Raw genomic sequence first — 13,231 nt, 5'->3', positions numbered from 1 at the left:
AGGGAGCTTGCTCCCGTCGGGCAGCGAAGCGGCCCCAACAAATGGGCCTGCTGCGCAGTCCAGCGGGAGCGAGCTCCCTCGCCACAGGTGATCAGCGCTGGTCGATCCCTTTATTGATCGGCATTAGGCTCCATGGGACGAAAACAAAGGCGGCGCACCCTGGCACGCCGCTGTACAGGCCGGACGTCAGGCGAAGTCCTGCTCCGCCGACCACTGCTCGTACCACTGGCGGAACAGCGCGTACTGGTTCTCGGCATAACGACGCTGGGCGTCGCTGAGCGCGTCGGTTTCGTTGAAGTGCAGGCTGTATTCCTTGTCGCCGTTGAGCACCATCAGGTGCTTGTAGTAGAGCACCAGGTCGCAGCCTTCATCGAAGGACGACAGCACGGCGAGTGCCGATTCCAGTTCCCGGGCCTGGCGACGGGCCTTGGCATCACCCTTGGCCGCTTGTTTGCTCAAGGCCACCAGGCGCAACACTTCGCGCGGCAGTGCGTTGCCGATGCCGGTGATGGCGCCGGTGGCGTTGCAGTTGACGAAACCGTGGACCACCTGGGTGTCGACACCGACCATCAAGGTCACGTCATCGTCCTTGGAAGTGATGTGCTCGGCCGCATAGCGCAGGTCGGCCGCACCGCCGAATTCCTTGAAGCCGATCAGGTTCGGGTACTCGCGGCGCAGTTCGAAGAACAGGTCGGCGCGGGTGGCGAAGCCGTAGTAGGGGCTGTTGTAGATCACCGCCGGCAGGCCAGGAGCGGCCTGGAGGATCGCGGCGAAGTGGGCTTTTTGCGCGGTGGCCGAAGCGCCGCGGGACAGCACGCGTGGGATGACCATCAAGCCATGGGCGCCGACCTTGGCCGCGTGTGCCGCATGGGACACCGCTTCGCGGCTGTTGACGGCACCGGTGCCGACGATGGTTGGCACGCCAGCGGCCACCAGGCGCGCCACGCCTTCCTGACGCTCGGCTTCGGTCAGCAGCGGCCAGTCGCCCATGGAGCCGCAATACACCACGGCGCTCATGCCGATGTCGATCAGCTCGCGACCCTTGGCCACCAGTGCGTCGAAGTCCGGCTTGCGCTGGGCGGTGCATGGGGTCATCAGGGCAGGGATGCAGCCAGTGAAAATGTTATCGCTCATTGTGTTGTCACTCCTTGAAGCGTTCATTCAGATTTAGGGAAGAGGCGTGGGGCTCAGATGCCCCACGCAAAGGGATCCTGCTCGTCGATCAGCAAGGTGCTGTCGGCGGTCATGTAGGCGCGGCCGGTGATGAACGGGATGATGCGTTCGCCTTCCCATTCGAAACGGCCGACGAACTGGCTGGCGGTGATGCTGGCCTGGACCCAGCGTTCACCGGCGGCGAGTTTTCCGTCGACCGCCAGGCACGCCAGTTTTGCGCTGGTGCCGGTGCCGCAGGGTGAGCGGTCGTAGGCCTTGCCGGGGCACATGACGAAGTTGCGGCTGTCGGCGTGGTCGTCCTCGGCGAACAGTTCGATGTGGTCGATCAGCGCGCCGTCTTCACCGTGGATGCCCTGATCCTGGAGGGCCTTGAGCATGGCCCAGGTGTACTCGGTGAGGAACTCGACGTTGTCCATCTGCAACGCCTGACCGTGGTCGGACACCAGGTAAAACCAGTTGCCGCCCCAGGCGATGTCGCCGTAGACACGGCCATGTCCGGGCACGTCGACCGGCACCTGGTGGCGGTAGCGGTAGGCGGGCACGTTGCGCAGGGTGACGTTGCCGTCCTCATGCAGCGTGGCGTTGACCGGGCCGACCGGCGTATCGATCTTGTGCTCGCCGGGCTGGATGTGACCCAGGTAATGCAACGAGTTGACCAGGCCGATGGTGCCGTGACCGCACATGCCGAGGTAGCCGGCGTTGTTGAAGAAGATCACGCCGCAAGTGGCATCCGGCGACACCGGTTCGCAATACAGCGCACCCACCAGCACATCGTTGCCACGGGGCTCCAGCAGGCAGGCGCGACGCCATGGGTCATGCTGCTCGCGAAAGGTGTCGCGCTTCTCGGCCATGGTCCGGCCAGCCAGCTGGGGCAAACCCGACATCACCAGGCGAGTCGGCTCGCCGCCGGTGTGTGAGTCAATCACCTGTACTTTTTTCATGAATCTATCCATTCGAAGAAGGCGTTAATAGCCGGAATCTCAGCGTGAAGTCTGGGTCGCCGCGCCGATCGGACGTTGGCCGCCGGGTGCCTGGGTATAGGCTGGTTCGGTTTCGCTTTCCGCATCCTCGTCGTCCAGGCGAATCAGATGCGCCGGCACGCCGGTGGCCGCGCCCCAGTAGTAGATGCCCATCGCACAGGCCGCCACGACCAGGGTGTCGAAAGGGTGGGTGAGTACGCCCATGCCGCCGAAGCTGCCGAGCCAGGACAGCACGATGGTCACGGCGTAGAAGCCGATCAGCCATGCCGAAGAGCGCACTTGCTGGGCCAGACTCAGGTGTTGGGTCGGTACGAAACGACCGCACAGCAGGTAAATCACGAACATCAGGATCTGCAGGCCGAGCAGCCAGGACACGGTGCTCCAGCCCGACCAGTAGACGATCAGCGCGGCGATGATGAACGACAGCGGACCCAGCACGCCCATGCGCTTGACCTTGAATGGCCGCGGCATGTCCGGCGCATTGCGCCGCAGGGCGGCCACCGACACCGGGGCCACGGCGTAGCTCAGCACCAGCGCGGCGGAGACCACGTTGATCAGGGCTTCCCACGAAGGGAAGGGCAGGGTCCAGAACACCGACAGGGCAAAGGTCAGCCACAGTGCCGGACGCGGGATGCCGGACTTTTCGTCAATGCGGGTGAAGACCTTGAAGAAGGTGCCGGTCTGCGCCCAGCCGTAGATCACTCGCGGGGTGGCGTTCATGTAGATGTTGCCGCAACCGCTGGGGGAGATCACCGCGTCGGCCACCACCAGATAAGCCAGCCAACCCACACCCAGTGCCAGGGCGATGTCGCGGTAGGGCAGGGCCAGTTCCTTGGCGACGCCGGCCCAGCCGTTGGCGAGCATTTCGGTGGGCACGCCGCCGAGGAATGCCACTTGCAACAGCACATAGATCGCGGTGGAGAGCAGCACGGAGAGGATCAGCGCAATGGGAATGGTGCGTTGCGGATTCTTCACTTCGCTGGCCACCGAGATGATCGGCGTCAGCCCCAGGTAAGCGAAGATGATGCCGCCGGCGGACACCGCCATCTCGACACCGGACAGCCCGAACGGCATGAAGCCCTGGGACTGGAAGTTCTCCGGTTTGAAGAAGGTGAACAGTACGCCGATCACCAGCAACGGCACGATGAACTTGAACATACTGATCAGGTTGTTGGCCTTGGCGAAGGTTTTTACGCTGTAGTAGTTGAGCATGAAGAACAGGCACAGCAGGCCGAACTGCACCAGCCAGCCAAGCGCCGTCGGATTGCTGGAACCGGCCTGGGTCAATGCGGGAAACCACGCCGCGGCGTACTGGCGCGCGGCGACCACCTCGATGGCCACCAGGCTGGAAAACGCGATCAGCGTGATGAAGCCCATCAGGTAGCCCAACAGCGGGCCGTGGGAGTAAACCGGGTAGCGAATCACACCGCCGGCACGGGGCAATGCGGCGCCGAGTTCACAGTAGACGATGCCCAGCAGCAGCACCGCAAAACCGCCCAGCAGCCAGGAAAAAATCCCCGCCGGCCCCGCGATGGCGGACACGTGACTGGCTGCGAACAGCCAGCCGGAGCCGAAGATCGCCCCCAGTCCGATAAACGTAAGGTCTATCAACGAAAGTTGTTTTTTGAACTTGCCTTGGCCTGACATGGCATCGCCTTCTTGTGAGTTATTGGATAGGCAGGTGTGCACTTCAAATCGCCCTGATCGGTTTTGCCGGGGAGGGCGGTGGCCATAGAGTGAACTTGGCGGCGTGCTCGCGATTGATGTTTTGCTTGGGTGTCGATGACGAAATCAGCACAATGGAAACTGTCTGATTTTTGCGAGGGGCCGGTGGATGACTCAGGATGCGTTTGCGCTGTTGTGCCAGGGCGACGACTCGAACCGCCCCGAATCCATCGAGCAACTGCTGGCAGGCGTAGCGCTTCTGTTGCCCATGCTCGATGTCATTCCGAATGCGGCGATCTTCATCAAGGATGTGCAGGCGCGCTATGTCATGGCCAACCGCACGCTGGTGCAGCGCTGTGGCTTGAAGCAGCTCAAACCCTTGCTGGGGAAAACCAGCGCCGAGGTGTTTCCCGAGCAACTGGGGCCGGGTTACACCGAGCAGGACCGGCGGGTGCTGGAGCAGGGTTTTGTCCTGGAAGACCAGCTGGAATTGCATCTGTACGGCAGCCGCGAGCCAGGCTGGTGCCTGACCCATAAGCGACCCTTGTATAACCGCCGCAATGAAATCATCGGTCTGGCGGGCATCTCAGTCGACCTGCAATCGGCCAGTGACACACACCCGGCGTACCAGCGCCTGGCGGCGGTGGACGAGCACATTCGCGCGCATTTCAACCGGCGCGTCACCCTTGGCGAGCTGACACGCATCGCCGGGATTTCCGTGGCGCAACTGGAGCGCTACTGCAAACGCGTGTTCCACCTGACGCCGCGGCAAATGATCCAGAAGGTTCGCCTGGAGCATGCGCATCGACTGCTCCACACCGACCTGCCGATCACAGACGTCGCCTTGCAATGTGGCTATACCGACCACAGTGCCTTCACCCGGCAGTTCAAGGCCTTGACCGGTTTCACCCCGCGCCAGTACCGCCAGGCCACCGGTCTTGAGCAGGCGAGCGCTGCGGATTAGCGACGCGCCGGGAATGGCCCTGTAAACTGGCGGCGCAAAAGGCGCTCGCCTTACCCTTTCAAGCAAGAGAACTTCCAATGGCAAACCACGACCTGACCTTTACGCCTGACCTCGATGCCGATTCGATTTCCTCCGACGTCGTCGGTTTCGGCGGTGTGCTGGTCTCCACCCAGATCCCCACCCGTGCCGACGGCAGCCTGGAACTGGGCGACATCACCCTGCAAAGCGAATGCACCCTGCAAGCGCTGAAGGTTGCCCTGGAACGTGCCGGCAGTTCCATGGACCGCGTGATGCACCTGACCATCTACCTCACCGACATGGCCGACCGCGCCGCGTTCAACGAGGTCTACAAGCGCTACTTCGCCAAGCCGTGGCCGGTGCGCGCTGCTGTCGGGGTTGCCTCGCTGGCGGTGGAAGGCATGCGCGTGGAAGTGACCGCGATGGCGGCCAAGGCCTGATCGCTGCGATACGCACAAAACCCCTTGTGGGAGCGAGCCTGCTCGCGAAGGCGGAGTGTCAGCTTGCACAAGTGTTGACTGACCCAGCGCTTTCGCGGGCAAGCCCGCTCCCACAGTTGAATGTTGTTGTGCACAAATTCTGAGTACGACATAAGACCTTTTGTGGGAGCGGGCTTGCCCGCGATGGCGGCGTGTCAGTCGACATCAATTTTGGCTGTCACACCGCTTTCGCGAGCAGGCTCGCTCCCACAGGGGATGTTGGGCGTGGGCTAAATTTTTGGTCAACGCCGATCAAATGCAGGAGCGAGCTTGCTCGCGATGAACACAAGGGCGACGCGTGCATACAGAATGCCCGCGTCATCGTTAACGTCCATCGCGAGCAGGCTCGCTCCTACAGGGATTGAGGCTGGCCAGGCTTGCCCGAAACGCCACCTGGCAGCATACGGGTGCCGGTCAGGCGTTTCGCCGCTACAATGCACGCCTCGACCGTGACAAGCCTGACTAAAAAACTATGTCTTTGCCCAAACATCACCTGGAATTGCTCAGCCCCGCCCGCGATGTCGCCATCGCCCGCGAGGCTATCCTGCATGGTGCCGATGCCGTGTACATCGGCGGCCCGAGCTTCGGCGCCCGCCACAACGCCTGCAACGAGGTGAGCGAGATTGCCGAGCTGGTGGAGTTCGCCCGTCGTTATCACGCGCGGATCTTCACCACCATCAACACGATCCTGCACGACAACGAACTGGAGCCGGCCCGCCAGCTGATCCACCAGTTGTACGACGCCGGCGTCGATGCGCTGATCGTCCAGGACCTGGGTGTGATGGAGCTGGACATCCCGCCGATCGAACTGCACGCCAGTACCCAGACCGACATCCGCACCCTGGAGCGGGCGAAGTTCCTCGATCAGGCCGGGTTCTCGCAACTGGTGCTGGCCCGCGAGCTGAACCTCAAGGAAATCCGCGCCATCGCCGACGAAACCGACGCGGCCATCGAGTTCTTTATCCATGGCGCGTTGTGCGTGGCGTTTTCCGGCCAGTGCAACATTTCCCACGCGCAGACCGGGCGCAGCGCCAACCGTGGCGACTGCTCCCAGGCTTGCCGCCTGCCGTACACCCTCAAGGACGAAAAGGGTGGGGTGATCGCTTACGAAAAGCACCTGCTGTCGATGAAGGACAACAACCAGAGCGCCAACATCCGCGCGCTGGTCGAGGCGGGCGTGCGCTCGTTCAAGATCGAAGGCCGCTACAAGGACATGGGCTATGTGAAGAACATCACCGCCTACTACCGCCAGCGTCTCGACGACGTCCTCGAAGACCGCCCGGACCTGGCCCGCGCCTCCAGCGGCCGCACCGCGCACTTCTTCCTGCCCGACCCGGAAAAAACCTTCCACCGTGGCAGCACCGATTACTTCGTCACTGACCGCAAGATCGATATCGGCGCCTTTGACTCGCCGACCTTCACCGGTCTGCCAGTGGGTGTGGTCGAGAAGGTCGCCAAGCGTGACATGCAGGTCGTGACGCACGAGCCGCTGTCCAACGGTGACGGTCTCAACGTGCTGGTCAAGCGTGAAGTGGTGGGTTTCCGCGCCAACATCGCCGAACCCAAGGGCGAATTCGAGGAGGACGGCGAGAAGCGTTATCGCTATCGCGTCGAGCCCAACGAGATGCCGGAGGGGATGTACAAGCTGCGCCCCAACCATCCGCTGAATCGCAATCTCGATCACAACTGGCAACAGGCGCTGCAACGGACCTCGGCCGAGCGTCGCATCGCCCTGAACTGGGTCGCTCGCCTGCGGGAAGAACAACTGGAGCTGACCGCGACCAGCGAGGAAGGCATCAGTGCCAGCGTCACCCTGGCCGGCCCGTTCGGCGCGGCCAACAAGCCGGAGCAGGCGCTGGAGCAATTGCAGGATCTGCTCGGCCAGCTGGGGACCACCCAGTACCACGCCATCGACATCAAGCTGGATGCGCCGCAGGCGTTCTTCATCCCGAACTCGCAGCTCAAGGCCTTGCGCCGCGAAGTGATAGAGGCCTTGACCCAGGCGCGGGTCGCCGCCCACCCGCGCGGCAGCCGTAAAGCCGAAACCACTCCGCCGCCGGTGTACCCGGAGTCGCACCTGACCTTCCTGGCCAACGTCTACAACCAGAAGGCCCGCGACTTCTATCACCGCCATGGGGTCAAGCTGATCGACGCGGCCTACGAGGCCCACGAGGAAGCCGGCGAAGTGCCGGTGATGATCACCAAGCACTGCCTGCGTTTCTCCTTCAACCTGTGCCCGAAACAGGCCAAGGGCGTGACCGGCGTGCGCACCAAGGTCGCGCCGATGCAACTGATTCACGGCGATGAAGTGCTGACGCTGAAGTTCGATTGCAAGCCATGCGAGATGCACATCATCGGCAAGATGAAGGGCCACATCCTCAACCTGCCGCAACCGGGCAGCGTGGTCGGTCACATCAGCCCCGAAGACCTGCTCAAGACCATCCCGCGCGCACCGCACTGAACAACAGGTGAGCGCGCCGCAACGGCGCGCTCACCTGTTGTTCAAAACCCCGTGTAATTGAAGTAGACGACTGCCACGGCAACCGCGAGGCCAAAGGCTGCCAGGGCTTTTGCCTGTGCGCTGGCCTGAAATCCACTCGCCGCCTGCTCAAGGGGATGCGCGTACGCGGTGGGGGCCTGGCGGCGCTGCCGCATGGCCCGATAGCTGTAGCGCAAGCCGATCAGCAGGGACATGGCGATCAGGCCGAGGATCAGCCTGCGTATCGGCGGTTTTCCAGTGGCGGCCAGGCTGCCCTCGTGTTCACAGGCCGGACTCCCGAATTCCACCACGGAAACCGGTTGGTAGGCCGCCGGGGACTGCTTTGCATCTTGCATCGCCGCCATCTGCTCCAGATCCAGTGCCTGATACTTCCACAGTGTCGACGATCCTTCCCGGCAGAAAGTGAACGCAACGGGGCTCGAGGCGCCAATGACGCACGCGTCACTGATGCCGATTTTTTTCAGGGTTTCGGTTGCAGACCGTGTGAAGTCCAGTTCGAGGACAGGAATGACGCCGTTGGCAGACACCGCGACCGACACCAGCAGGCCCGCGATGGCGCAGAGGGTTGATAGTTTCAAAGTTTGGGCGTCCTCGTTTGTAGTTATTTTTGTTTTAAACGCGGAGTCTGGTTGCAACCTGCTCTTGCTGGAGTCTAGACGCTGGCGACAAACCTGGAGCAGCAGTCGTTGCTATCCACAGGTCTCGAGGACGGCTTTTTCAGCTCGTTTGAATTCCTGTTTGATGTCGGTGGGGATGCGTTGCTTTTTGAGTTCCTGGCCGAGGAAGGGTTGATCGCTGCGGGAGTGGACTTCGGCGTCTTCGGCCGTTATCTGTGCTTCGATGGCGGCGGCGTGTTTGTCGATGACGGCATTGACCTCGGCTTCGTTCCTGGCCGTATCAAGTGCCAGGACCAACTGGCCGGCCTCGGCTTTTTCGGCCTCGGCATAGGCTTCGACCGTCAACCCGGAGGCCAGGGCCCGCGCCTGGGTTTCCAGGCCGTTGAGATGCTCCCGGGCAGCCCTGCAGACCGCTTCCTGTCGCTGGCTCTCGATGTGTTCCCAGGTGTTCAGTCCATAAATCGCGGCCCCGACCACCAGGATGGTTGCAAAGGTGCCCATCAGTTTGCCTTTCACATTTTGCGCCCTCAAATGGTAAAGGAGGGGTGTTGAGCAAACGATTTCCGATTCCATCCCCTAAAGGAAAAGCGTAGCAGACGTGATCGGGCCGAATGTGCGCCGAGCACTTCCCCGGGACTTGGCTGAACACTAAGCGTCTGTTTTAAAAAACAAATTGTTTTATTGGGGCTTCCCATACAAGGCAAAAGTTGGTAAATTGCCGCCCACTCTTGCACAGGCCCTCAGGGAGCCTGTCACGCAAGCAGGCAACAGCACTTGTTGCCACTCAAGAAAGCGAGTGCCTGGCACTCATCGCAACAGATACAGGGGCGTCGCCAAGCGGTAAGGCAGCAGGTTTTGATCCTGCCATGCGTTGGTTCGAATCCAGCCGCCCCTGCCATTTTTTCTTATTGCTCAATCAGAAAACACTCGACCGACGGTTGTTATTCGTCGATTCGCCGGTTTTTTGCGCTCGTTTTTCATGTTCCGGATGTTCCCTCGCAAACCCGCGTGCAGCCAAGGCTCGCGCAAGGTCTTTGTGCGCGAGCCTCTAGCGAAAGCGCTCCGGGATGGCCTCGGCAAACGGATACCAGGCAAACCAGGGCCTTGCCTCGTCGATCACCCGCTTGACCGAGGGTCTTTCGGTCAACCTGTCGAAATAAGCGCGCAAGTGGCGCTGATCGTCGGCAAAGGGGACGAGGGTGCTGGCGTAGAACAGCGCCGGGGCGGCGGCGCAATCGGCCATGCTGAATGCCGGACTGGCCACCCAGGTTTTTGCCGCCAGTTGCCGTTCAAGCAGGCCGTACGCCGTTGTCAGCGCGGCGCGCTCGCGAGTCAGGTCGCCGTTGGCGGCGTTCAGGCGGTCAGCGACGATCTTCTGCATCGGCACCTGTACGTGGAGGTCGAAAAAGCGATCCCACAGCCGCACTTCCAGGGCGGCTTCCCAATCGTGGGGAATCAGGTGTGCCGGGCCGGTATGAAGCCGGTCCAGATATTCAATGATCACACTCGATTCCGGCACATTCTTTTGCCGGGTGTGATCGCGAAGCATCGGGAACTTGCCGATCGGCCACAGCGCTTGAAGTTCGGCCCGGTCGGCGTCGTTGCCCAGGTCGATCACCCTTTTTTCAAACTCGATGTCCAATTCATAGAGGGCGATCAGCGTTTTGTGGCAGAACGACGAGAGCGGGTGGAAATAAAGAGTCAGTGACATCCTTCCATTCCTCGGTGAGATGCAAACCGCTTCATTATCCGTCGCCATCGGTCAATGCGCGAGGCGCGCCATCATGATGTGCGGTGCGGGCTGTTCGGGTTAGAGTGCAGATCCTGGCCTGAATATCAGGCATGCCACGTTCAGGGTCATACCGCCATGCACCAGATCGGACTCATTGTTTATCCCGGTTTTCAGGTTCTCGGGCTGGCCATGTGTGCCGCCTTCGAATTGGCCAACAGTGCCGGTGACGAGCCGTTGTACCGCATTGCCTTGTTGTCCGAGCCGGGTGGCCTGGTGCAAACGTCCGCCGGTTTTGCTGTGCAGACCGAAGCGTTTGACCAGCGCGCGTTCGATACGCTGCTGGTCCTGGGCGACAACCTGATCCGCCCGACCACTGCGGGCATGCTGGCGTTTTTGCGCCGCGCCAGTCAGGGCACTCGACGCCTGGGCTCGATTTGCACAGGGGCGACTGCCTTGGCGGAGGCCGGTTTGCTTGATGGTCGGCGGGCGACCACCCACTGGGCGCATGTGCCGGCCTTTCGCAAGGCGTACCCGAACGTGAAGGTCGAGCAAGACCGGATCTTCGTCAATGATGGTCATCTGTGGACGGCGGCGGGCATGAGCGCGTGCGTGGACCTGGCGTTGGCGCTGGTGGAGCAGGACCTGGGCGCCGACCTTGCACGCAAGGTGGCGCGGCAGTTGGTGGTGTACCACCGGCGTTCCGGCGGACAGTCGCAGTTTTCAGTGATGCTGGAACTGGCCCCCAAGACCGATCGGATTCAGGCCGCGCTGAACTACGCCCGGCAGAATCTCAAGTCCGCGCTGTCGGTCGAAGAGCTGGCCAGCGCGGCCAATCTCAGCCCCCGGCAATTCAGCCGGGTGTTTCATGCCGAAACCGGCCAGTCTCCGGCCAAGGCCATCGAACGCCTGCGGGTCGAGTCGGCCCGGTTGATGATGGAAAGCGGGCGGCACTCCATCGATGTGGTGGCGACGGACACGGGGTTTGGTGACCGGGAGCGGATGCGTCGTGCTTTCATTCGTGCCTTCGGGCAGCCGCCGCAGGTGATTCAGCGCGCCAGTCGGGATTGATTTGTTGATGTCCTGAAAAGTGGTGTATACGACATTCAAGACTTAATATTATAGGCGTAATCTTGATCTCGTTGAAACCCTTCCCTCAGTGAGATCACCGCCATGACCATTGTCAAAGCCGCCGCCGTACAAATCAGTCCCGTTCTTTACAGCCGTGAAGGCACCGTCGACAAAGTGGTGCAGAAAATTCTCGAACTCGGCGAACAGGGTGTGCAATTCGCCGTGTTCCCGGAAACCGTCGTGCCGTACTACCCGTACTTTTCCTTCGTACAGTCGCCGTTCGAAATGGCCGCCGAGCACCTCAAGCTGCTGGACCAGGCTGTCACCGTGCCTTCGCCGGCCACTGATGCCATCGGCGCTGCGGCCAGGCAGGTCGGCATGGTCGTGTCCATCGGCGTCAACGAGCGTGATGGCGGCACGCTGTACAACACGCAGTTGCTGTTCGATGCCGACGGCTCGCTGATCCAGCGTCGCCGCAAGATCTCCCCGACCTACCATGAACGCATGATCTGGGGCATGGGCGACGGTTCCGGTCTGCGGGCCGTCGACAGTGCGGCAGGGCGCATCGGGCAACTGGCCTGCTGGGAGCATTTCAACCCGCTGGCCCGTTATGCCTTGATGGCCGATGGCGAACAGATCCATGCGGCGATGTACCCGGGTTCGTTTGCGGGTCCCCTGTTTGCCTCGCAAATGGAAGTCAGCATTCGCCAGCATGCGCTGGAGGCCGCGTGCTTTGTGGTCAATTCCACGGCATGGCTGTACCCCGAGCAACAGGCGCAGATCATGGCGGATACCGGCTGCGCCATCGGCCCGATCTCCGGCGGCTGCTATACCGCGATCATCAGCCCGGATGGCACGGTGCTGGGTTCGTTGCAGGAAGGTGAAGGCGAGGTGATCGCCGACCTCGACATGGGCCTGATCGACAAGCGCAAACGCATGATGGATTCCCGCGGCCACTACAGTCGCCCGGAACTGCTGAGCCTGCTGATTGACCGTACACCGCATGCCCATGTGCATGAACGCAGTGCGCATCCGAGGCTGGCCGAACAGACCGGGATGGAAGAAGTGATTGGGTAGGTTGTTCAGGTAATTGCGGGGAACACCGATACCTGTAGGAGCGAGCTTGCTCGCGATGGAGGTCAACGATGACGCGGGGAGCCTGACACCCCGCGGTGCTCTCACGTTTTTCGCGAGCAGGCTCGCTCCTACAGATATTTCGTAATCTGTGTGTCCCGGTGAAGTCCCCTTTTTTCAGCGACGCCAGAAGTAACGCGCCAACAGGGCGTCGAGGCTGAGTTTGCCGGCACCGGACAGCAACAGCGGAGTGAGGGCCACAAGGTAGATCAAGGGCAGCTTGAAGTTGCCGTAACCCTTGTTGCTGATGGCGTACCCTTGGGCAAGTTCACTCAGGGTGTGCCAGTCGGCGGGCCAATGCACGGCGGCGGTGGCGACGAGGGTCACCACCATCAGGCTCAACGCCGAGAAGCGTGTGCCAAGGCCCACCAGCAAGGTCATGGCGAAGATCAGTTCGGCCCACATCGACAGTTCCCAGTTCAGCGTCGCCGGAAGGTGGTCGAACGGAAACGGGAAGCGCTCCTGGATATCGGCGAACCAGTTCTGGCCGTTGAATTTTTCCAGTCCCGACTCGAGGAATTCCCAGGCAAGGAACGCTCGCAGCGCCAGGGGCGCAACCCAGTTGCCGGCGCGGTCGAGGTTCAGGTTCAGGCCTTTGACGGCCGAGGAAAGGGTGGTGTTCATGGACGATGATCTCCTTCAGGTCGGGGAGACGGGGCAAGGGCATGCCCCGTGAGTTGAGCGCTTTGATCGGCCAGGCCAATCGACCGGCGTATTTCATCAACGGGGTGTATCTGCGGTGTGTCGTTGGGGTGGGGTTTTGCGTGCGGGGTGTGTCCGGGGCGGGGCTGTATACATTGCGATACGTAAGTGCACAACCCGTGTGGGAGCGGGCTTGCTCGCGAAGGCGGTGTGTCAGTCGACATCAATTCTGACTGTCCTGCCGCTATCGCGAGCAAGC

At 61.8% G+C, this 13,231-nt stretch carries 12 protein-coding genes and 1 tRNA gene; 6 read left to right on the top strand and 7 right to left on the bottom strand.

Translation table 11 applies throughout. The features are described from left to right. Positions 1 to 186 precede the first annotated feature (186 nt). From PMI26_RS01105 to PMI26_RS01115, 3 genes are read right to left on the bottom strand one after another with little or no spacing between them, the layout of a single operon-like run. The gene (locus tag PMI26_RS01105) at positions 187 to 1,134 is read right to left on the bottom strand and encodes a dihydrodipicolinate synthase family protein (RefSeq protein WP_007980532.1); all 948 of its coding nucleotides are present in this window, start codon (positions 1,132 to 1,134) and stop codon (positions 187 to 189) included. A 53-nt stretch (positions 1,135 to 1,187) separates the two neighbouring features. Then, complete coding sequence (locus PMI26_RS01110) at positions 1,188 to 2,114, bottom strand: 4-hydroxyproline epimerase (protein WP_007980530.1); 927 nt, start codon at positions 2,112 to 2,114, stop codon at positions 1,188 to 1,190. Between the two features lie 39 nt (positions 2,115 to 2,153). Next, positions 2,154 to 3,800 carry an APC family permease gene (locus tag PMI26_RS01115; protein ID WP_007980528.1) on the bottom strand — a complete coding sequence of 549 codons (1,647 nt, stop codon included), beginning with the start codon at positions 3,798 to 3,800 and terminating at the stop codon, positions 2,154 to 2,156. A 187-nt stretch (positions 3,801 to 3,987) separates the two neighbouring features. On the opposite strand from PMI26_RS01115, the gene PMI26_RS01120 reads away from it, so the two are divergent. From PMI26_RS01120 to PMI26_RS01130, 3 genes are all read left to right on the top strand, one after another. Further along, complete coding sequence (locus tag PMI26_RS01120; RefSeq protein WP_007980525.1) at positions 3,988 to 4,782, top strand: AraC family transcriptional regulator; 795 nt, start codon at positions 3,988 to 3,990, stop codon at positions 4,780 to 4,782. Between the two features lie 77 nt (positions 4,783 to 4,859). Further along, entirely contained in the window at positions 4,860 to 5,240 is a 381-nt protein-coding gene (locus tag PMI26_RS01125) for a RidA family protein (protein WP_007980523.1), read from the top strand. 511 nt (positions 5,241 to 5,751) lie between these two features. Further along, positions 5,752 to 7,740 (top strand): peptidase U32 family protein, encoded by a 1,989-nt coding sequence (locus PMI26_RS01130; RefSeq protein WP_007980521.1) that lies wholly within the window; start codon positions 5,752 to 5,754, stop codon positions 7,738 to 7,740. Positions 7,741 to 7,781: 41 nt separating this feature from the next. Here PMI26_RS01130 and PMI26_RS01135 read toward each other — a convergent pair whose 3' ends face one another. Both PMI26_RS01135 and PMI26_RS01140 read right to left on the bottom strand, forming a co-directional pair. Further along, positions 7,782 to 8,357 carry a hypothetical protein gene (locus tag PMI26_RS01135; protein ID WP_007980519.1) on the bottom strand — a complete coding sequence of 192 codons (576 nt, stop codon included), beginning with the start codon at positions 8,355 to 8,357 and terminating at the stop codon, positions 7,782 to 7,784. Between the two features lie 111 nt (positions 8,358 to 8,468). Further along, positions 8,469 to 8,897, bottom strand: coding sequence for a hypothetical protein (locus PMI26_RS01140; protein WP_007980517.1), 429 nt, complete (start codon positions 8,895 to 8,897; stop codon positions 8,469 to 8,471). A 322-nt stretch (positions 8,898 to 9,219) separates the two neighbouring features. On the opposite strand from PMI26_RS01140, the gene PMI26_RS01145 reads away from it, so the two are divergent. Next, a tRNA-Gln gene (locus PMI26_RS01145) sits at positions 9,220 to 9,294 on the top strand. Between the two features lie 150 nt (positions 9,295 to 9,444). Here the strand turns inward: PMI26_RS01145 and PMI26_RS01150 are convergent. Further along, complete coding sequence (locus PMI26_RS01150) at positions 9,445 to 10,107, bottom strand: glutathione S-transferase family protein (protein WP_007980515.1); 663 nt, start codon at positions 10,105 to 10,107, stop codon at positions 9,445 to 9,447. A 156-nt stretch (positions 10,108 to 10,263) separates the two neighbouring features. Here PMI26_RS01150 and PMI26_RS01155 point away from each other — a divergent pair, with 156 nt between their 5' ends. Both PMI26_RS01155 and PMI26_RS01160 read left to right on the top strand, forming a co-directional pair. Beyond that, complete coding sequence (locus PMI26_RS01155) at positions 10,264 to 11,196, top strand: GlxA family transcriptional regulator (protein ID WP_007980513.1); 933 nt, start codon at positions 10,264 to 10,266, stop codon at positions 11,194 to 11,196. A gap of 102 nt (positions 11,197 to 11,298) precedes the next feature. Further along, complete coding sequence (locus PMI26_RS01160) at positions 11,299 to 12,273, top strand: nitrilase-related carbon-nitrogen hydrolase (protein ID WP_007980511.1); 975 nt, start codon at positions 11,299 to 11,301, stop codon at positions 12,271 to 12,273. 174 nt (positions 12,274 to 12,447) lie between these two features. On the opposite strand, the gene PMI26_RS01165 is transcribed toward PMI26_RS01160, so the two are convergent. Continuing rightward, a complete protein-coding gene (locus PMI26_RS01165; protein ID WP_007980509.1) occupies positions 12,448 to 12,954 on the bottom strand; it encodes an HvfX family Cu-binding RiPP maturation protein in 507 nt (168 codons plus the stop codon). Between the last annotated feature and the right edge of the window lie 277 nt (positions 12,955 to 13,231).

This window comes from Pseudomonas sp. GM33 (assembly GCF_000282295.1).
Classification (GTDB): domain Bacteria; phylum Pseudomonadota; class Gammaproteobacteria; order Pseudomonadales; family Pseudomonadaceae; genus Aquipseudomonas; species Aquipseudomonas laurylsulfatiphila.
This window is presented reverse-complemented; position numbering and strand designations above follow the sequence as displayed.